The sequence below is a fragment of the Conyzicola sp. genome, assembly GCF_057073975.1.
This window is the reverse complement of sequence record NZ_JBXMIS010000009.1, coordinates 1-16,909: the sequence shown is the minus strand read 5'-3', so window position 1 is coordinate 16,909 and position 16,909 is coordinate 1. Positions and strand designations below refer to the sequence as shown.

Annotated in this window: 16 protein-coding genes and 2 tRNA genes; 3 read left to right on the top strand and 15 right to left on the bottom strand. The window is 66.7% G+C overall.

Translation table 11 applies throughout. From position 1 onward, the window contains the following. Positions 1–58: 58 nt before the first annotated feature. From AC14A7_RS00690 to AC14A7_RS00670, 5 genes are all read right to left on the bottom strand, one after another. Positions 59–1,096, bottom strand: a complete 1,038-nt coding sequence (locus tag AC14A7_RS00690; protein ID WP_484005959.1) for a TerC family protein — start codon at positions 1,094–1,096, stop codon at positions 59–61. A 242-nt stretch (positions 1,097–1,338) separates the two neighbouring features. Beyond that, positions 1,339–1,414, bottom strand: a tRNA-Glu gene (locus AC14A7_RS00685). Between the two features lie 55 nt (positions 1,415–1,469). Beyond that, positions 1,470–2,390 (bottom strand): diacylglycerol/lipid kinase family protein, encoded by a 921-nt coding sequence (locus AC14A7_RS00680; protein WP_484005958.1) that lies wholly within the window; start codon positions 2,388–2,390, stop codon positions 1,470–1,472. 30 nt (positions 2,391–2,420) lie between these two features. Then, the gene (locus AC14A7_RS00675) at positions 2,421–4,556 is read right to left on the bottom strand and encodes a copper-translocating P-type ATPase (protein WP_484005957.1); all 2,136 of its coding nucleotides are present in this window, start codon (positions 4,554–4,556) and stop codon (positions 2,421–2,423) included. Beyond that, positions 4,556–4,843: a metal-sensitive transcriptional regulator gene (locus AC14A7_RS00670; RefSeq protein ID WP_484005956.1), complete on the bottom strand. Its 288-nt coding sequence runs from the start codon at positions 4,841–4,843 to the stop codon at positions 4,556–4,558. Before AC14A7_RS00670 ends, AC14A7_RS00675 begins: the two co-directional genes overlap by 1 nt. Positions 4,844–4,901: 58 nt before the next feature. Between AC14A7_RS00670 and AC14A7_RS00665 the strand changes: the two genes are divergently transcribed. Further along, complete coding sequence (locus tag AC14A7_RS00665; protein WP_484005955.1) at positions 4,902–5,537, top strand: MBL fold metallo-hydrolase; 636 nt, start codon at positions 4,902–4,904, stop codon at positions 5,535–5,537. Here AC14A7_RS00665 and AC14A7_RS00660 read toward each other — a convergent pair. Genes AC14A7_RS00660 through AC14A7_RS00650 form a run of 3 tightly spaced genes read right to left on the bottom strand, consistent with a single transcriptional unit; the run spans position 5,534 to position 8,683 of the window. After that, a complete protein-coding gene (locus AC14A7_RS00660) occupies positions 5,534–7,036 on the bottom strand; it encodes a CoA-acylating methylmalonate-semialdehyde dehydrogenase (RefSeq protein WP_484005954.1) in 1,503 nt (500 codons plus the stop codon). The two genes, AC14A7_RS00665 and AC14A7_RS00660, sit on opposite strands and share 4 nt — an antisense overlap. A 16-nt stretch (positions 7,037–7,052) precedes the next feature. Further along, positions 7,053–8,006, bottom strand: coding sequence for a hypothetical protein (locus tag AC14A7_RS00655; protein WP_484005952.1), 954 nt, complete (start codon positions 8,004–8,006; stop codon positions 7,053–7,055). Next, positions 8,003–8,683 (bottom strand): MerR family transcriptional regulator, encoded by a 681-nt coding sequence (locus tag AC14A7_RS00650; protein ID WP_484005951.1) that lies wholly within the window; start codon positions 8,681–8,683, stop codon positions 8,003–8,005. Before AC14A7_RS00650 ends, AC14A7_RS00655 begins: the two co-directional genes overlap by 4 nt. Positions 8,684–8,791: 108 nt before the next feature. Between AC14A7_RS00650 and AC14A7_RS00645 the strand changes: the two genes are divergently transcribed. Beyond that, the gene (locus tag AC14A7_RS00645) at positions 8,792–9,499 is read left to right on the top strand and encodes a Pr6Pr family membrane protein (RefSeq protein ID WP_484005950.1); all 708 of its coding nucleotides are present in this window, start codon (positions 8,792–8,794) and stop codon (positions 9,497–9,499) included. On the opposite strand, the gene AC14A7_RS00640 is transcribed toward AC14A7_RS00645, so the two are convergent. From AC14A7_RS00640 to AC14A7_RS00610, 7 genes are all read right to left on the bottom strand, one after another. Next, positions 9,461–10,834 carry an FAD-dependent oxidoreductase gene (locus AC14A7_RS00640; RefSeq protein WP_484005949.1) on the bottom strand — a complete coding sequence of 458 codons (1,374 nt, stop codon included), beginning with the start codon at positions 10,832–10,834 and terminating at the stop codon, positions 9,461–9,463. The two genes, AC14A7_RS00645 and AC14A7_RS00640, sit on opposite strands and share 39 nt — an antisense overlap. Positions 10,835–10,917: 83 nt before the next feature. Next, positions 10,918–10,992: transfer RNA gene (locus AC14A7_RS00635), tRNA-Gln, on the bottom strand. 190 nt (positions 10,993–11,182) lie between these two features. Further along, positions 11,183–12,673, bottom strand: a complete 1,491-nt coding sequence (gltX, locus tag AC14A7_RS00630) for a glutamate--tRNA ligase (protein ID WP_484005948.1) — start codon at positions 12,671–12,673, stop codon at positions 11,183–11,185. Between the two features lie 33 nt (positions 12,674–12,706). After that, positions 12,707–13,564 (bottom strand): hypothetical protein, encoded by an 858-nt coding sequence (locus tag AC14A7_RS00625; RefSeq protein WP_484005946.1) that lies wholly within the window; start codon positions 13,562–13,564, stop codon positions 12,707–12,709. Beyond that, positions 13,561–14,337 (bottom strand): fumarylacetoacetate hydrolase family protein, encoded by a 777-nt coding sequence (locus tag AC14A7_RS00620; RefSeq protein WP_484005945.1) that lies wholly within the window; start codon positions 14,335–14,337, stop codon positions 13,561–13,563. Before AC14A7_RS00620 ends, AC14A7_RS00625 begins: the two co-directional genes overlap by 4 nt. Beyond that, positions 14,337–15,434 (bottom strand): branched-chain amino acid aminotransferase, encoded by a 1,098-nt coding sequence (locus AC14A7_RS00615; protein ID WP_484005943.1) that lies wholly within the window; start codon positions 15,432–15,434, stop codon positions 14,337–14,339. Before AC14A7_RS00615 ends, AC14A7_RS00620 begins: the two co-directional genes overlap by 1 nt. 30 nt (positions 15,435–15,464) lie before the next feature. After that, on the bottom strand, positions 15,465–16,502 hold the full coding sequence (locus tag AC14A7_RS00610; protein WP_484005941.1) for a 3-isopropylmalate dehydrogenase: 1,038 nt from the start codon (positions 16,500–16,502) through the stop codon (positions 15,465–15,467). Between the two features lie 109 nt (positions 16,503–16,611). Between AC14A7_RS00610 and AC14A7_RS00605 the strand changes: the two genes are divergently transcribed. Continuing rightward, positions 16,612–16,872 (top strand): DUF6458 family protein, encoded by a 261-nt coding sequence (locus AC14A7_RS00605; RefSeq protein WP_484005940.1) that lies wholly within the window; start codon positions 16,612–16,614, stop codon positions 16,870–16,872. Positions 16,873–16,909: the final 37 nt, after the last annotated feature.

The following is a 16,909-nucleotide window of genomic DNA, read 5'->3' as shown; positions in this document are numbered from 1 at the left end:
GTTCCCTGGCCCCCACGCTACAAGTGCGCGGTCCCGGCCGGTATGCCCCACACGCGGGTCATTTAACGAGAGTGTTCGCTTTCGCGCTATCTATGCGGATCTTGATGAGACTCGCCACGGTGGCGACCGTCATCGACGCGATGATCACCCCGAGCGAGAGCCAGGTGCTGATCTCCGGCGCCCACTCGACGTGCTTGCCGCCGTTGATGAACGGGAGCTCGTTCTCGTGCAGAGCGTGGAAGAAGAGCTTGACGCCGATGAACGCGAGGATGAACGCGATGCCGTAGTGCAGGTACTCGAGCTTGTCGATGAGGTCGCCGAGCAGGAAGTAGAGCTGGCGAAGGCCCATGAGCGCGAAGACGTTGGCGGTGAAGACGATGAACGGGTTCTGCGTGATTCCGAAGATCGCCGGAATCGAGTCGAGCGCGAAGACGAGGTCTGTCGTGCCGATTGCGATGAACACGACGAGGATCGGGGTGAACACCTTCTTGCCGTCGATCACCGTGCGCAGCTTGGCGCCGTCGTAGCTGTCGGTGATCGAGACGCGCTTGCGAAGGAACCGGATGACGCCGTTCTCCTTCTCCTCCATGTCGTCGTGGTTCTCGAACGCCTGGCGGATCGCTGTGTAGACGAGGAAGGCGCCGAACAGGTAGAAGACGAAGCTGTAGCTCTCGATGATCGCGGCGCCGAGCAGGATGAAGATGCCGCGCAGCACGAGGGCGATGATGATGCCGACCATCAGCACCTCCTGCTGGTACTTCCTCGGCACGGAGAATCGGCCCATGATGATCACGAAGACGAACAGGTTGTCGATGCTGAGGCTGTACTCCGTCGCCCAGCCGGCGATGAACTCGACACCGTGGTCGGCATCGCCGATGGCGAAGAGCAGCCCGGCGAAGACCAGGGCGAGGGCGACGTAGAAGCCGACCCAGAGTCCGGATTCGCGGGTCGACGGGATGTGCGGGCGCATGTAGGCCAGAACGAGGTCGGCCGTCAGGATGAGCAGCACGACGACGAGGGATGTGACCTCGAACCAGACGGGAATGACGGTGCCAGAGGACGCGGCCTCTGTCGCAGCAGGGAGGAAGGAGAGCACGGGAGCCTTTACGGTTCGAAATGGGCGTGGGAGGGCCTGAAAGTCTCTCCCGCATCCGGTGGAACCAGGTGGATGCCGCCGTGTCCGGGGCTGCAACGCTGGAGCCCGTGCTGACGTTCACGGCGAATCGGGATACTCCCCTTCGCAGACACAATCGTATCCGACTCGCTGCGGTCACACGACGCGGGCACAGAAGACGCGGGCAAGAAAAAACCCGGTTCGCGAGAACCGGGTTTTCTTGTTGGTGACCCCAACCGGATTCGAACCGGTGTTACCGCCGTGAGAGGGCAGCGTACTAGGCCGCTATACGATGGGGCCGTCACGACAACTTTACGAGTATGCCATACGAATTGGCACTCCACAAAAACGACCGCTAGGCGAGCACGCGAAGAGCGCCAGGCACGACCTCGACGTCGATCGGCAGGGTGCCGAGGCTCTCGCCGTCGGCGAAGACCGCGACGCCGGGGGCGCTGATGGTGATGCGCTTGGCGCGCTGGATGCTGACCCGGGGATCCGTGACGTGCTCGCCCGTGAAGACGCGCGGGAAGATGCGCATGAAGGCAATCCGGCCGAGCGGCTGCACGACGAGAACGTCGAGCAGCCCGTCGTCGAGCTTGGCGTCTGGCGTGATCTTCATGCCACCGCCGAGCGAGACGCTGTTGCCGATCGAGACGAGGGCGGCCTTGGTGACCGTCGTCACGCCATCCAGTTCGAGGGTGTACTCGATCGGCTTGAGGCGCGCGAGCTCGATGAGCAGGGCGACGATGTAGCGGCTCGGTCCTTTCGGGTGGGTCATCAGGTTGGCCCGTTGGTTCACCACCGCGTCGAAGCCCGCCGAGATCGCGCACGCGAACCAGGTGGTCTTCGGCAGTCCGGTCTCGGTGTCGAGGTGGTGGATGCGGCCGGCGTCGATCACGCGGGCGGGCTTGTGCAGGGCGTTCGCGAGCGCCTCGATCGCCGCCTCGGTGTTGTCGAAGGGGATGCCGAGGCCGCGCGCCATGTCGTTGCCCGTGCCCGATGGCACGATGCCGAGCGGCACCTTGGTCTTCGCCACCAGGTTGACCCCGAGATTGACCATGCCGTCACCGCCGACGACGATGAGCGCGTCTGGCTTGGACGCGACAGCTGCACGACCAGATGCCATGAGCTCGAGAAAACTCGGCTCCTGCAGGCTCGTGACCTCGTGGCCGAGGCCACGGAGGGTGCTGACGACGGCAGGGCCGACGTGGCTGCCCTTGCCGAACGAGGCGGACGGGTTGATGGCGACGACGAGTCGCAGCGGCTTCGCTGGCACGCCACCAGTATGACGTGCCAGCGCGAGCGGCTACTCCCCCAGTTGGAGGCGTCGCAGCAGCTGGGCGTTGAGCGCGACCACGATGGTCGAGACCGACATGAACACCGCGCCGAGCGCCGGGGAGAGCAGGATGCCAGCCCCGAACAGCACACCGGCGGCGAGCGGGATGCCGATGACGTTGTATCCGGTCGCCCAGAACAGGTTCTGCTGCATCTTGCGGTAGGTCGCCCGGCTGAGGCGGATCGTCGCGAGCACGCCGCGCGGGTCACTCGAGGCGAGCACGATTCCCGCGGACTCGATGGCGACATCCGTTCCTGCTCCGATGGCGATGCCCACGTCGGCGGTCGCCAGCGCTGGGGCGTCGTTGACGCAGTCGCCGACCATCGCAACCCTGGTGTCGTCCTCCTGGAGGCCGCGCACGACATCGGCCTTCTGGCCGGGCAGCACTTCGGCGAAGACCTCGTCGATGCCGAGCTGGGCAGCGACCGCGTTGGCGACGGCGTGCGAATCCCCGGTGAGCATGGCGACACGGATGCCGGCCTTCCTCAGGCGCGCCACCGCCTCCGCCGACTCCGGCCGCACGACATCCGCGATCGTGATAACGCCGATAGCGGAGTGCTCGTCGAGCACGACCACAAAGCCCGTTCCAGAGGATGTCGCCGACTGCACGGCTCGCACGAGCTCTGGAGCCAGGGTGATGCCGCGCGAGGTCGCGAGGCGCTGGCTGCCGACGGTGAGGCGACGGCCGTCGACGGTGGCCTCTGCGCCGAGACCGGCGAGGGAGGCGAACTTCGACGACCGCGCGGTCTTGACGCCACGCGACCTCGCCTCCGCGACGATGGCACGACCGATCGGATGCTCCGCCTTGCCCTCGACGGACGCGGCGAGAGAGAGCACCGACTCCTCCGTGCTGCCGGGTGCTGCAGTGATTCCGACGACGCCCTGACGCCCCTCGGTGAGGGTTCCGGTCTTGTCGAACAGCACCACCTGGATGGAGCGGGCGTCTTCAAGGGCGGCGCGATCACGAACGAGGATGCCGTGGCGAGCGCCCTTCGTCGTCGAGATGAGGGCGACGAGAGGGATGGCGAGGCCGAGCGCTTGCGGGCACGCGATCACGAGAACGGTCACCACTCGCTCGATGACGAACGCCGGGTCGCTCGGATCGATGAGCCACCACGCCGCCAGGGTCAGCACGGCCGCCCCGAGGGCGACGAAGAACAGCCAGGAGGCCGCGCGGTCGGCGAGCCTCTGCACACCGGACTTGCTGGCCTGGGCGTCGGCGACAAGCCGCATCACGCCCGCGAGCGCTGTGTCGGCACCGACACGGGTGACCTCCACCGTCAGGGATCCGCTGCCGTTGATGCTGCCGCCGATCACGGTGTCTCCGAGGCGCTTGCCGACCTCGGTCGACTCACCGGTCAGCAGCGACTCGTTGACGTGCGATTCGCCGTCGACGACGACGCCGTCTGTCGGCACCGTGGCGCCCGGGCGCACCACAAGATGATCGCCGACCTTCAGCTGCGCCACCGGCACCGGCATCACATGATCGCCGTGCACGAGGTCTGCGGTGTCGGGAATCAACTTCGCGAGCTCGCCCAGCGCGTTCTGCGCACCCATGACGGCCGACATCTCGACCCAGTGGCCGAGCAGCATGATCGTGATGAGGGTGGCGAGCTCCCACCAGAAGTCCATGCCAGGGAACCCGAGGGTGACCGCGATGCTGTAGCCCAGCGCCACGACGATCGCGAGTGAGATGAGGGTCATCATGCCGGGCTGGCGCGATCGCAGCTCGGTCAGGGCGCCCCGCAGGAACACCAGCCCTCCGTAGAAGAACAGGATGATGCCGAAGACGGCGGGGATGTACTCGCTGTACGCAAAGCGCGGCTGGGTGAGCCCGAGCAGCTCCTGGAAGCCGTGGGAGAAGACCAGCGTGGGAACCGTGAGCGCCAGGCTCACCCAGAACTTGCGCTTGAACTGCGCGGGGTCGTGGGCGCTGTGGTCATGGCCACTGTGGTCGGCAGCACCGTGGTCATGGGCACCGTGGTCGTGGGTGCCGTGATCATGGGCACCGTGGTCGTGGGTGCCGTGGTCATGGGCGCTGTGGTCCGTCTCGACCGTCCCGACCGGCTCGATGACCGGATGGTGGTCGTGGTGGTCGTTGGCCATTACTTCGACTCTCCTCGTACGTTGTTGAGCTCGTAGACCTTCAGCAGCTCGTCGACGGCCAGCTCTGCCTGGTCGCCGCCCTCGTGGAACATGTGCGTGACATGCGTGCGCAGATGGTTCTCGACGAGCAGTTTGTTGAGACTGCGCAGGGACTTCTGAATGGCGAGGGACTGCGTGATGATGTCCATGCAGTACTCCTCGTTCTCGATCATCTTCTCGAGGCCCCGCATCTGGCCCTCGAGGATCTTGCTGCGATGCAGCGCGCGTTTCTTCAGGTCGTCGATCATGACAACAGCATACCCCCAGGGGGTATTCCGTGCACGCCTGGCGAAATAGGCTGAAGCCATGAAGCTGACCAAGTACGAGCATTCAGAGATGGTCCTCGAGCTGGCGGACACCCGCATCGTCATCGATCCAGGCAGCTTCTCGCTGCCCCTCGACGACCTCAGCGACGTCGTCGCGATCGTCATCACCCACGAGCACGGCGACCATTTCACGAGCGAGCAGCTCGACCGCATCCTCGCTCGCAATCCTGAGGCCGCGATCTACGGGCCACCCGGAGTCGGGGCCGCGGCAGCGGGCCACGACGTCACCAGCGTGAAGGACGGGGACGTGATCGAGGCCGGTCCGTTCACCCTCGCGTTCTTCGGCGGGAAGCACGCCGTCATCCACTCGTCTATCCCCGTCATCGACAACGTCGGCGTGCTGGTCAACGACCGCTTCTACTACGCCGGTGACTCGTTCCACATTCCCCCGGTGGCGGTCGAGACCCTCGCCGTTCCGGCGGGCGCCCCATGGCTCAAGATCTCCGAGGCGATCGACTACGTGCTCGCGGTCGCCCCGAAGCGCGCCATTCCCGTGCACGAGATGGTGCTCTCGGTCATCGGCAAGGGGCTCGCGAACCAGCGCCTGCGCTGGGCCGTCGAACAGGGCGGCGGAGAGTACGTCGTGCTGGAGCCTGGCGAGTCGATCGACTTCTAGTTCTGCGGGAACCCGAGGTTGATGCCGCCGTGGCTCGGGTCGAGCCAGCGGCTGGTGATCGTCTTCTCCCGCGTGAAGAAGTGCACGCCCTGCGGGCCGTACGCCTTCGCATCGCCGAAGATCGACTGCTTGAAGCCGCCGAAGGAGTAGTACGCGACGGGAACGGGGATGGGAACGTTGATGCCGATCATGCCGACCTCGATCTCGTTCTGGAAGCGGCGGGCCGCTCCCCCGTCGTTCGTGAAGATCGCGGTGCCGTTGCCGAAGGCGCCGGCGTTGATCAGGGCGACGCCCTCCTCATAGGAGTGCACCCGAACGACCGACAGCACTGGTCCGAAGATCTCCTCTGTGTAGGCCTTCGAGGTGAGTGGTACCCGGTCGAGAAGCGTCGGGCCGAGCCAGAACCCGTCGGCCTCGCCGTCGACGTCGATGTCGCGGCCGTCGACGACGACCGTCGCGCCATCCTCGATCGCAGTGTCGATATAGCTGGCAACCTTGTCGCGGTGCACCTTCGTGACCAGTGGGCCCATGTCGCAGCTGCGGCGGCCGTCGCCGACCGTGAGCCCGGCCATGCGCTCCGCGATCTTGGCGATCAGCTCGTCGGCGACGGGCTCGACGGCGACGACGACGGAGATGGCCATGCAGCGCTCACCCGCCGAGCCGAATCCCGCGTTGACGGCGGAGTCGGCCACGAGGTCGAGGTCGGCGTCGGGCAGCACGAGCATGTGGTTCTTCGCTCCACCGAGAGCCTGCACGCGCTTGCCGTTCTTCGATGCCGTGTCGTAGATGTACTGCGCGATCGGGGTCGACCCGACGAAGGAGATGGACTGGATGTCGGGGTGGGCCAGCAGCCCATCCACCGCCTCCTTGTCGCCGTGCAGCACGTTGAGCACACCGTCGGGCAGACCAGCCTCGGTGAACAGCGCGGCAAGCCAGTTGGCGGCCGAGGGGTCTTTCTCGCTCGGCTTCAGCACGACCGTGTTGCCGACCGCGATCGCGATGGGGAAGAACCACATCGGCACCATCGCGGGAAAGTTGAACGGGCTGATGACCCCGACGACACCGAGCGGCTGCTTGGTCGAGTAGACGTCGACGCCCGTCGACACCTGCTCGCTGAACTCGCCCTTGAGCAGGTGCGGAAAGCCGGTGGCGAACTCGACGACCTCGAGACCGCGGGTGATCTCGCCGAGGGCGTCGGAGAGCACCTTGCCGTGCTCGCTCGTGAGGATCTCGGCGAGCTCCCCCTTGCGGGCGTTCAGCAGCTCGCGGAACGTGAACAGGATCGACTGGCGCTTGGTGATCGAGGTGTCGCGCCACGCGGGGAACGCCGCCTTCGCGCTCGCCACCGCCGCGTTGATCTCCGCGGCGTTCGCGAGCGAGAGGTTCTTGGTGACGACGCCGAGCGCGGGGTCGTACACCGGCGAGGTGCGGCCGCTCGAGCTCGGCGACTCCGCTCCGTTGATCCAGTGCGGTACGACGGGAATGGTCTGCTCAGTCATGGCTCCAGCGTACGACTCAGGAGACGATCTCGTAGTCTGTCTTGCTCGCGACGGGCTCGCGCACGGGCAGCAGCACAGAGGCGGCGAGCGCGATGGATGTCAGCACCGTCACCGCGATTCCCGCGACAAGGATCGGCCCGGCCGGCTGCACGATCGACTGCGCGCTGAGCGCCTGCCAGGTCAGCACGAGGATCGTGGCGGAGAAGGAGACGACGGCGACCCAGACGATACGGCGGCGCACCTCGGCGTTCCGCAGCACGGCGACGCGACGCGCGGCGAGCTCGAGCCCGATGGCCAGCAGCGGGAAGAACTGCAGGGCGTGCATGCCGACGAAGTGCGGGATGCGCAGGTCGCCGGCGACGGTGCTCCAGCCGAGCAGCGGCAGCCCAGGACCGCCGTCTGCGATGCCAACCGCGTGGGCACCGGCGATGCCCTGGAAGTCGGCGAGCTGCTGGGCGGTTGGCGAGGTCATGAGAAAGGCAAGGCCCATGCCGACGACGGCGAGGAGCGCTCCGGCCCGGATGGCGACCGTGCGGGCGCGATCGCCGAGGTCGACGCGGAAGAGCGCAATGCTGACGACGAGCACGATCATCCAGACGATGCCGATCGACACCGCCATGACGCTCCACAGTGCGGCACTGAACGGAGTGGAGATGTTGAAGTGGCTCGTGCCGCCCAGCGCGGCAGCTCCGACGATGATGACGATCTCCGCCACGAGGCCGATCGCCGAGACCGTGCCAAGCGCCCAGAAGAACCGTCGACGACGCTGGATGAGGCTGAGCAGCCACGAGAGCGACACAGAGTAGATGGCGATGGAGATCGCGAACTTGAGCGGCTTGAACCAGAGGTTGGTGCCGAGCACCTCACGGGGGTCGACGATCGCGCCGATGGTGGCGGCAACGGCGAGCAGGCCCATGGCTGCGGCCAGCCAGAGGAGCGGGCGGTGCCAGGTGGTCGGGATGGTGGTCATGGGGTGCCTTCTTCTGGATCGCAATCGAGCTCGGTGGGTGGGATCGCCCCGGATGGGGCAGGAAAGTACTCGTCAGAGGCGCGTTCCTGCGCCATGCGACGCAGTCCGGCGAAAAGGGTGTCACCGAGCACCGTTCCCACCACGACGGTCTCGACCATCGCGGCGCGGTCCGGCGCGTCGGCAACCGCCCGAAGGTCGGCCTCCGCGACGATCTCCGCCGCGCGCATGTAGTCGGGCAGCACCTCGATGAGACGCTCGTGGCCGAGTCGCTCATAGGAGTCGATGACCCGCGCGCTCATGGCCCGACCGGGGTTGCGCGCGCTGATCTGCCACCCGGCACGCTCGAGAGCCTGCTCCACCTCGACGGTGCCGCGGCCGTTCTCCGTCTCGGTGGCGACCACCCCACCGGGGATCGCGTGCTGCGCGAGCCCGAACGCCCAGTCGAGCGGCAGCTCTGTGTCGTCGATCGCGGCAAGCACGGCCCGCACGCCAGAGACGCTCAGTCCTCCGACGTCGATGAGCGCGCGCACGAGCCGAAGCCGCTGCACGTGGTCATCGCCGTAGCTCGCCTGGTTGGGGCTCGAGTACTCGCCCGGCTGCAGCAGGCCCTCGCGAAGGTAGAACTTGATGGAGGGCACAGCGACGCCGCTGCGCTCGCTCAGTTCGGACATCCTCATGATCGATAGTGTAGCTATCGATAGTGCTGCTGTCTATACCCGTTGCCAACGGAGCCCGCCGCAGCGCGCCCCAGCCGCCATCTGGTCGCGTTGTAGCCTTGGTGCTACATGTCCGTCAGCGTGAGGCCACCCCTTCCTGAACGCGGAAGGCCCCTCATCCGCGCGCTCGGCGCCGCGCAGCTCGTCATGGCCGCCGTCTGCATTGCCTCCCTCATCTCGCGCTACCTCTGGGGCCTCGGTTCGATCACCTTCGAGCCTGGCAACTTCTTCGGATACCTGACCATTCAGAGCAACACCGCGTTCGTCGTGATCACAGCGGTCACCGGCTTCCTCGCCCTTCGCGGTCGGATCATCGGACCACGCCTCCACGCCGCGCGGGCTGCCGTGCTCACGTGCACCGTCACATCGGGGCTCGTGTTTGCCGTCATCGTTCAGCAGTCGAGCCTTCGCGCCATCCGCATCGACGTGCCATGGTCAGACGTGGTGCTGCACTTCATCCTCCCCGCGGCGGCACTGCTCGAGTGGGTGCTGTCGCCGCGCTCGCGCCGCGCGCCCTGGAAGGTGATCCCCATTGTGCTCGGCTACACGCTCAGCTGGGGCGGGGTGACGATGATCCGGGGAGCCATCACCGGGTGGTACCCGTACTACTTCCTCGACCCGCATCAGTCGGAAGACATCGCCGAGTTCCTGCTGTACTCCGGCGCCGCACTCGCCGTCTTCGCGGTCGTGGGAGCAAGCGTCGTCGCCGTCAGTGCCCTCAGTGCGGCGTCGTGGCGGTCACGAGAACGCCGCGAGGCTTCGCTCGGCAGCCTCTAGCAGGGCGTCGTCGTCGAGGTCGGAGAGGGCGAGCGCCGCTTCGCCTCCGACAACGCCGAGCAGGATGCGCTCGCCCGTCACCGGAAGCAGGTTGACCCAGAGCCGCACGGCAGCATCCTCGTCGTCGGTGAGCCACACCACAGCCTCTGTCTGCCAGAACGGCTCCTCGAACTCGAGCACGACGACCTCGACATGCCCGACGCTCAGTTCGTCGAGCGCACTGCGATGCAGCAGCGGAAGAACGGGGTCGAACTCGATCGCCTGCTCCTTGAGCACGCCGAGCGGAACCGTGAGGATGACGCGGTCGACCGCGAGGGACTCCCCCGTTCCGAGTCGAAGACTCACCCCGTCGTCGTCGTAGAACACCCCGACGACAACCGTGGACAGTGCCGGGTCAAGCCCCTCGAGAGCGTTGTCGAAGAGGGCGCTCATCGGTCCATCGGGAATGGATGTCGGCTCGCCGACAACCCGGGTGAGGAACCACGAGGTCTGGTCGGCGGCGTCCGCACCCGTGGTTGCCGCAAGCTCTGCAAGCAGCTGCCTCAGCAGCAACGCGCCCTCTGCATCGAGATCGTCGGCGAGACCGAACTGCTCGATCGCCTCGGCAACGGAGATATCCACCGGCTGCTGCCGGGCCGCCTCGATGGCCTCGGCCACCTTGCTGGCCTGTGGTTCTGTGTCTGAATCGACCTCGGACACGGTCGACCCCTCAGCGAAGGCGGAGGCACCCGCGAGTGGGATCACCCCGACCTCGGCGCGCTCGAGCCTGTCGATGAGCTCGCCGTCGGCTCCGTCGGAGAGGCGCCACGCGCCGAGCTCGATCGGAACGTCGGCCTTCGTCGTGCGGCTGTCGATGCGGCCGCCGACGCGGTCCCTCGCCTCGATGAGCACGACATCCACGCCCCGGATCGCGAGCTGGCGGGCGGCTTCGATGCCGGCGGCTCCGGCGCCGATGACAGCGATGCGCTCACCGTCGCCGGCGAGTGCGATCAGCTGCCTCGCGGCCGCGGCCCCGGAGTCGACAGCCCCGCGGACGGTGCCCGGCTCATCGGAGACCGCCTCGCCCGCGAGGAAGACCCGGTCGATCACCGGCTGGCGCAGGATCTCGCGGGCCTGAGGAGTCGCACCGACCCCGAGGTAGCTCGTCGCGCCACGGGAGTAGGGGTCGGCCGTCCAGGTGGAACGGTGGAAGCTCGAGGGTGCTGGAACGGTTCCGATCGGCGTCGGCGTCGGCGTGGGCGTCGGCTCGACCGTGGAATCGGTGCACGCCGCCAGAACGAGCAGTGACAGCCCGGAGCCGGCACCGACCAGGAATGTTCGGCGTGAGAACGACATGTTGACGCCACTGTACTTGACGAACCAGCGGGACTTCACGGGCCAGCGGGGAACTCACGCGGCGAGGGCGGCTATGCGCCAGTTGGCTGGGGTACCTGGACTCGAACCAAGAACAAAAGAATCAGAATCTTCCGTGTTGCCAATTACACCATACCCCAATGGGCTCAGCCGAAGCAGAGCCGACTGTCCACTTTAGCGCACGATTCACGCCCTCGGAAACGCGGCCACATCCCACCATGCCAAATGAAGGCCACGGTGACCCAGCGCGCCTTGACGTCCGCGCAGGAGCGCGATTACTACCGCTGCCGGCCTGCATTTGGCAGGGTGCAGCGCAGCAGCGGGGGGGTCCTAGAGGGCGGCCGCGAGGCGTTGCAGCCGCGCGATCGTGCTCTCCTTGCCGAGCAGCTCCATCGACTCGAACAGCGGCGGGCTGATGCGCTTGCCCGACAGAGCGGTGCGCAGCGGGCCGAACGCGAGCTTCGGCTTGATGCCGAGACCGTCGATGAGGGCGGCGCGCAGTGCCTCCTCGATGGCGGTGTGATCCCAGTCGTGCAGAGGCTGCAGGGCCGCGATTGCGGCGGCAAGCACGGATGCCCCCTCCGCCCCGGGAAGCGCGTCGGCATCCGGGGTGATCTGCTCGTCGGGCGTGAAGAGGAACCCGAGCAGACCGGGAGCCTCGCCGAGCAGCTGCATGCGCTCCTGCACGAGCGGGGTCGCGAGGCGCAGCAGCGCCCGATCGGAATCGGTCGTGACGACGTCGGCGAGGTACGGCTCGAGGCGCGAGGCCAGCTCGTTGACCGACAACAACCGGATGTGGTCCCCGTTCAGCGACTCCGCCTTCTTCACGTCGAAGCGGGCCGGGTTCGGGTTCACGTCAACGACGTCGAAGGCCGCGATCATCTCCTCGAGCGAGAAGAGGTCGCGGTCGTGGGTGAGCGACCAGCCGAGCAGGGAGAGGTAGTTGACGAGCCCCTCGGGAATGAAGCCGCGGTCGCGGTGGTGGAACAGGTTCGACTCGGGGTCGCGCTTCGACAGCTTCTTGTTGCCGTCGCCCATGACGTAGGGAAGGTGGCCGAAGCGCGGGATCGCCGTGGCGATGCCGACCTCGATGAGGGCGGTGTAGAGCGCGATCTGACGAGGAGTGCTCGAGAGCAGGTCTTCGCCGCGCAGCACGTGCGTGATGCCCATGAGCGCGTCATCCACGGGGTTGACGAAGGTGTAGAGCGGGGCGCCGTTGGGGCGAACCACGACGAAGTCGCTGAACGAGCCAGCCGGGAAGGTGATCTCACCGCGCACCAGGTCGTCGAAGCTGAGGTCGGTGTCTGGCACCTTGAGGCGCAGCGCTGGCTGGCGGCCCTCATCCTTGAATGCCTGGCGCTCCGCCTCGGTCAGCTCACGCTCGAAGTTGTCGTAGCCCTGCTTGGGGTCACGGCCGGCGGCGAGGTTGCGTGCCTCCATCTCCTCCCCCGTCACGAAGGACTCGTAGAGATGACCGGATGCCGTGAGCGTCTCGATCACGCCACGGTAGATCTCGGTGCGCTGCGACTGCCGGTACGGCTCGTGCGGCCCGCCGGTCTCGACGCCCTCGTCCCAGTCGAGCTTCAACCAGCGCAGCGCGTCGAGAAGCTGCAGGTAGCTCTCCTCGCTGTCGCGGGGGGCATCCGTGTCCTCGATGCGGAACACGAGCTTGCCGCCCGTGTGCCGCGCGTAGGCCCAGTTGAACAGGGCCGTGCGGATGAGGCCGACGTGCGGCGTTCCGGTGGGCGACGGGCAGAAGCGGACGCGAACGTCGGCTCCCGTCGCCGTCGAGAAAGGTGCTGGGGGGATTGGCGAAGACATTTGGGGCAATTCTACCGGGCGCCGCACCGGCGATCAGTGGGACTGGGTGAGCAGTCCCCCGACAATGCCGCGCGGATCCATAAACGCATAGCCGACGCCGCCGTCACCGAGATTCACGGTGACGGGAACGTACGAGAACTGGGTGATCAGGGTCGACGAGCCTCCGCAGTGGGGGAACTCCTCGCCCTGCAGGAAATAGGGAGTTCCGCCCACCTTGTCGGTCGCGATCGGCTCAGCATAGGAACGGCGATCGGCCTCGGGGATGGACCACAGAACCTCCTGCGAGATGTATGCCGGATCCGCTCGACGCTCGAGGTCCGCGACATATACCTCGGATCCGACCGTCGGGCCGGTCGCATCGGCTATTGCCTGGACTAGTGGGGTGCCAGCTGGTTGGAGGATAACGGCGTTCTCGCCTTTCTCCGGGTCCCAGATCTCCGGAAACTCCGTTCCAAGGCCCTCGAACCGTGTCATGAAGATGTACGCCATGCTCGACTGGGACTGCGGGAAGAGGTCTGGATCCAGCGCGACCTGCCCGATGAACTCCATTCGAGCACCGGTTGACCTGCTCAGCGGCCATTGCGGCTCGTCGACCCACGTTGGCTGACCACCGAACTTTGTAACGGGACTGGCGGTATCGCCGTCGATCCTTCGGTAGTCGGTCATGTAGTCCGCGGGCCCGGCGCCAACGGCGTAGGCGGGTTTGCCTGCCACCTCCGCGCACTCAAGGACGTGCGCGTCGGACGGCTCTGGCGCCTCGTGGGATGACTGGCTCGGCCACGTCGGCGCGGGCACGTCGATGCCCGCAGGAACAGTGCAGCCGACGGCGACCACGCTGGCCACTGCCCAGACCAGGAGGGCGCTCGCGCGACGGGTGCCCTCGGTCTTCACCGCTCGGGCCGGTCGACCGCCGGGTTCGACAGGGTGCCGATGCCGCTGATCGTGATGTCGACGGTCTCGCCAGCGACGAAGCCGCCGAGGCCGCCGGGCGTGCCCGTCATGATGATGTCGCCGGGCAGCAGGGTGAACACGTCGGAGGCGAAGGCGACGATCTCGGCGACCGGGTGCAGCATGTCCTTCGTGAAGCCGTGGCGGCGCGGCTCCCCGTTGACGAAGGTCGAGATCTCGAGCGCCTGCGGGTCGAGCTCCGTCTCGATCCACGGGCCGATGGGAGCGAAGGTGTCGAAGCCCTTCGCCCTCCCCCACTGGCCATCGGTGGCCATGAGGTCGCGGGCAGAGACGTCGTTGCCGATCGTGTAGCCGAAGACGTAGTCGGCGAAGTTCTCCGCCCTGATCTGCTTGGCGATCTTGCCGATCACGACGACGAGCTCGCCCTCGTGCACGATCTTGCCGACGTTCTGCGGCAGTTGGATCGCGTCGCCGGGGCCGACAACCGCGGTGTTGGGCTTCAAGAACATGAGCGGGCTCGTCGGGCCGATGTCGCCCATGTCTGCCTTGTGCTCTGCGTAGTTGAGCCCGATGCACACCACCTTCGAGCGCGGGATGACGGGAGCCAGCAGCTTCACGTCGGCGAGCGGCACGCGCTCGTCGAGGGTCTCGAATCCGCTGAACATGGGGTCGCCGGCGAGCACGACGAGGTCGTCCCCGTCGACGATGCCGAAGCGGGGATTGCCGTCGTTCTGGGAGAAGCGCGCGACCTTCATCAGCTATCGAGCCGCAGCATCCAGTTGTGCCGGTCTGCCACCTTGCCGTACTGGATGCCGGTCAGCTCCTCGCGAAGCGACAGCGCCGTCGACGTCTGCTCGTGCCTGATCTCGAAGTCGGCAGCCTTCAGAAGGCCGATGGGGGCGACGACGGCGGCGGTTCCGCAGGCAAAGGCCTCGACGATGTCGCCGGATGCCGCGCCCTCACGCCACTCGGCGATGCTCACCTGGCGGCGCTCGACCGTGTGGCCCCTGTCTTCTGCCAGCTGCAGGATCGAGTCGCGCGTGATGCCTGGCAGGATCGACTCCGACTGCGGGGTCACGAGCGTGCCGTCTTTCTTGACGAGCACGACGTTCATGCCGCCGAGCTCCTCAAGGTAGGTGTTCTCCTCCGAGTCGAGGAACAGCACCTGGTCGCAGCCCTGCTCGTAGGCCTCTGCCTGCGCGACGAGCGACGCGGCGTAGTTTCCACCGGTCTTGGCCGCACCCGTTCCGCCCTTGCCCGCGCGGGAGTAGTGGCTGCTCAGCCAGATGCTCACGGGGTTGAGGCCGCCCTTGAAGTAGGCCCCGGCCGGGCTCGCGATGACGTAGTAGTTGACCTTCTCCGCCGCGCGCACACCGAGGAACGCCTCCTTGGCGAACATGAACGGACGGATGTAGAGGCTCGTGTCGGGAGCAGACGGCACCCACGCGCCGTCGGCGGCGATGAGCTCTTTGATCGACTCGATGAAGAAGTCGGTCGGCAGCTCTGGCAGCGCCATGCGGCGGGCGGAGCGCTGCAGGCGCTCGGCGTTCTGGTCGGGGCGGAAAGCCCAGATCGAGCCGTCGGCGTGACGGTAGGCCTTCATGCCCTCGAAGATCTCCTGGGCGTAGTGCAGCACCGCGGCAGCCGGGTCGAGCTGGATCGGGCCGTACGGCTGCACGCGCGGGCGGTGCCATCCGCCCTTGGCCGACCAGCAGATGTCGACCATGTGGTCGGTGAAGTGCTTGCCGAAGCCGGGGTCGGCGAGGATCGCCTCGCGCTCCGCGTCGGGCAGCGCGTTCTGGTTGGTGCTGCGGAGGAACTGAAGGGTCTGTGGAGCGAGGAGGTTCTTCACGGCTGGTCCTTTAACGTCAGTGATGTAACGCTACGCCAGCAGGGCACGGATCGCTGCGCCGACCTCGGAGGTCGACCGCGCGGCGCCACTGCGGCTAGCGAGGTCGGCCGACACGGCCGCGGTGACCTTCGCCGCCGCATCCGTGAGCCCGAGGTGATCGAGCAGCAGTGCGGTCGAGAGGATGGCCGCGGTGGGGTCGGCCTTCTGCTGTCCAGCGATGTCGGGAGCCGAACCGTGAACGGGCTCGAACATGCTGGGGAAGGCGCCATCCGGGTTGATGTTGCCGGAGGCTGCCAGTCCTATGCCACCGCTGATTGCGGCGGCCAGATCGGTGAGGATGTCGCCGAAGAGGTTGTCTGTGACGATCACGTCGAATCTACCCGGGTTTGTCACGAGGAAGATAGTGGCCGCGTCGACGTGGAGGTAGTCGACCGCGACCTGCGGGTACTCGGCGGCCACCGCATCCACCGTGCGCTGCCAGAGGCTGCCGGCGTAGGTGAGCACGTTCGTCTTGTGCACGAGGGTGAGCTTCTTGGCGCTTCGCTTGGACGCAGTCTCGAATCCGAAGCGCACGACGCGCTCGACTCCGAACGCGGTGTTGATCGAGACCTCGTTCGCGATCTCGTGCGGGGTGCCGACACGGATGGCGCCGCCGTTGCCGACATACGGCCCCTCCGTGCCCTCGCGCACCACCACGAAGTCCACGTGGCCGGGAGCGGCAAGCGGGCTCTCGACGCTGGGGAACAGCTGGGTCGGGCGCAGGTTGACGTAGTGGTCGAGGGCAAAGCGCAGCTTCAGCAGCAGCCCGCGCTCGATGATGCCACCGGCGAGCCGGGGGTCGCGCGGGTCTCCCCCGACGGCACCGAGCAGGATCGCGTCGTGCTTCGTCAGCGACGCGAGGTCGGCCTCCGACAGGATGTCGCCGGTCTCGAGAAAGTGCCCTGCGCCGAATGGATAGTGGGTCGCCTTGACGTCGGCAACAGCGCTGAGAACGGCAAGCGCCTCGGCGATCACCTCCGGTCCGATGCCGTCGCCGGGGATCACTGCAAGGTCGATCGTCGAAGTCATGGGTTCAGGTTATCGCCCCGCCAACCGGCAATTTCGCTCACCTAACACTCAGGAAGCTCCCAGCGCAAGGGGTACCCCTAAAGGGGGACATGTGAGTAGCGTCAGGTCTATGAGTATTGGAACTGGAATCGTATTGTTCGTCATCGGCGCAATCCTGACCTTCGCGGTCAACGTCGACCTCGGGGCCGCAATCAACCTCGACCTGATCGGATACATCCTCATGGGGGCCGGTCTCATCGTGTTCGTTGTCGGCCTCGTGCTGATGTTCCGCAAGCGTCAGTCGATCACGACGGTGTCGAGCGGCGTTGACGCCGGCGGCGCCAACGTGACGCAGCGCCGCACGTCGGAAACCGACAACCCGATCGTCTAACCACGATCTCGATCTAGAAGTGGGGGGGGGGCGGGGG

Bases quoted from the DNA above. Each gene is read 5' to 3' on its own strand.
- AC14A7_RS00675 (WP_484005957.1), bottom strand. From the start codon at position 4,556: ATGGCCAACGACCACCACGACCACCATCCGGTCATCGAGCCGGTCGGG.
- AC14A7_RS00670 (WP_484005956.1), bottom strand. From the start codon at position 4,843: ATGATCGACGACCTGAAGAAACGCGCGCTGCATCGCAGCAAGATCCTC.
- AC14A7_RS00665 (WP_484005955.1), top strand. From the start codon at position 4,902: ATGAAGCTGACCAAGTACGAGCATTCAGAGATGGTCCTCGAGCTGGCG.
- AC14A7_RS00660 (WP_484005954.1), bottom strand. From the start codon at position 7,036: ATGACTGAGCAGACCATTCCCGTCGTACCGCACTGGATCAACGGAGCG.
- AC14A7_RS00655 (WP_484005952.1), bottom strand. From the start codon at position 8,006: ATGACCACCATCCCGACCACCTGGCACCGCCCGCTCCTCTGGCTGGCC.
- AC14A7_RS00650 (WP_484005951.1), bottom strand. From the start codon at position 8,683: ATGAGGATGTCCGAACTGAGCGAGCGCAGCGGCGTCGCTGTGCCCTCC.
- AC14A7_RS00645 (WP_484005950.1), top strand. From the start codon at position 8,792: ATGTCCGTCAGCGTGAGGCCACCCCTTCCTGAACGCGGAAGGCCCCTC.
- AC14A7_RS00640 (WP_484005949.1), bottom strand. From the start codon at position 10,834: ATGTCGTTCTCACGCCGAACATTCCTGGTCGGTGCCGGCTCCGGGCTG.
- gltX (WP_484005948.1), bottom strand. From the start codon at position 12,673: ATGTCTTCGCCAATCCCCCCAGCACCTTTCTCGACGGCGACGGGAGCC.
- AC14A7_RS00620 (WP_484005945.1), bottom strand. From the start codon at position 14,337: ATGAAGGTCGCGCGCTTCTCCCAGAACGACGGCAATCCCCGCTTCGGC.
- AC14A7_RS00610 (WP_484005941.1), bottom strand. From the start codon at position 16,502: ATGACTTCGACGATCGACCTTGCAGTGATCCCCGGCGACGGCATCGGA.
- AC14A7_RS00605 (WP_484005940.1), top strand. From the start codon at position 16,612: ATGAGTATTGGAACTGGAATCGTATTGTTCGTCATCGGCGCAATCCTG.